Source organism: Parabacteroides massiliensis (assembly GCF_900155425.1).
In the GTDB taxonomy this organism is placed as follows: Bacteria; Bacteroidota; Bacteroidia; order Bacteroidales; family Tannerellaceae; genus Parabacteroides; species Parabacteroides massiliensis.
The window spans coordinates 1-1,414 of record NZ_LT700204.1 but is presented as its reverse complement, the minus strand read 5'-3'; the positions used below and the strand labels follow the sequence as shown (position 1 = coordinate 1,414).

At 56.0% G+C, this 1,414-nt stretch carries 1 pseudogene; it reads left to right on the top strand.

Annotation, left to right across the window (positions count from 1 at the left end):
- Positions 1 to 1,414: pseudogene (locus BQ9893_RS20930) on the top strand (hypothetical protein); the annotation flags it as partial.

Genomic DNA, 1,414 nt, shown 5'->3' with positions numbered 1-1,414 from the left:
TGGGTAACATTACCGACTGGAAGGTGGGGCAGGTGGACGGTACCGATCTTATCGTGATCGACTATGAGGGCATGTACTGCGACCAGGCTTTGAAGGAGATCGCCGGCAAGGTGGGAGGCAAGGCCGAGTGGTGGGTCGAGGGGCAGACGGTAAACGTGTGCCGTTGCGAACACGGTGAGGAGATCACGTTGGGATACGGCAAGGGGCTGACCTCCCTGGAGCGGGATACGAGCAATACGGCGAAGTTCTACACACGCCTTTTCCCGATCGGCAGCAGCAGGAACATCGACGCCGAGAAGTACGGCAGCCCCCGTCTGATGCTCCCCGGAAAAAAGAAGTACGTGGAGGTGGGCGTGGACGAGTACGGTATCTATGACCACTACGAACAGGCCGCCTTCAGCGATATCTATCCCCGGCGGGTGGGAACGGTAAGCAGTGTCCGGAGCGAGGAGGTGACGGACGAGGAAGGTAAGGCCTTTACCGTCTATTACTTCAAGGACGGCGGGATGGATTTCGATCCTAACGATTATGAGTTGGCCGGTGAGACGAAACGCGTCTCCTTCCAGAGCGGTGACCTTTCCGGGCTGGGAGAGGGGGACGACCATTATTTCGAGGTGAACTTCGATAGTGCCACCCGTGAGTTCGAGATCGTCACGATCTGGCCTTACGGCAATGACACGCAGCTTCCGGGCGGCAAGCTCGTCCCGAAGGCCGGGGACACCTATGTCCTTTGGAATATCCGGATGCCGGATAAATATTACCGGTTGGCAGAGGAGGAATTTGCGGCCGCGGTGGACGAATATAATAAGGACCACTGGCTGGATATTGCCGCTTACAAGGCTCCGACCGATCATGTGTGGATCGAGCAGCAGGAGGCCGATCTGTTTGTCGGCCGGCGCGTAAAATTGGAGAGCTCGGAGTATTTCCCGAAAGACGGTTACCGCAGGAGCCGCATTACGAAGATCACCCGCAGGGTAAACCTTCCCGGGGAGATGGACCTGGAGATCAGCGACGCCCTGCAGGTATCGAAATTTGACAGGGTAAACGACAGTATAGGGGAATTGAAAAGCTATACGAAAGCCAAGGCCGAAAGTTCCGGGCTTCCCGATATTATCCGGAGCTTCGATAATACGCTGCCGACCGACAACAACCTTTTCTCGGCAAAAAGAAGCCAAAGGGAGTTCCTGAGCAAACACCGTCGGGATACCGCTGCCGAGGTGATCGGTTTTTTGAAAGGGGCTTATTTTGGGGATTACAAAGCCGGGGAATCCGGAGGCAATGTTGACGGCGACGGGAACGCCGAGTTTCTGACGGCTGTTATCCGGGAATTGCTCCGCAGTACCCGTTTCGTGGACGGCATGTTCGGCGAGGGTTGGCAGCTATGGATAGATAAAATAACGGGGCTGAGTAATCT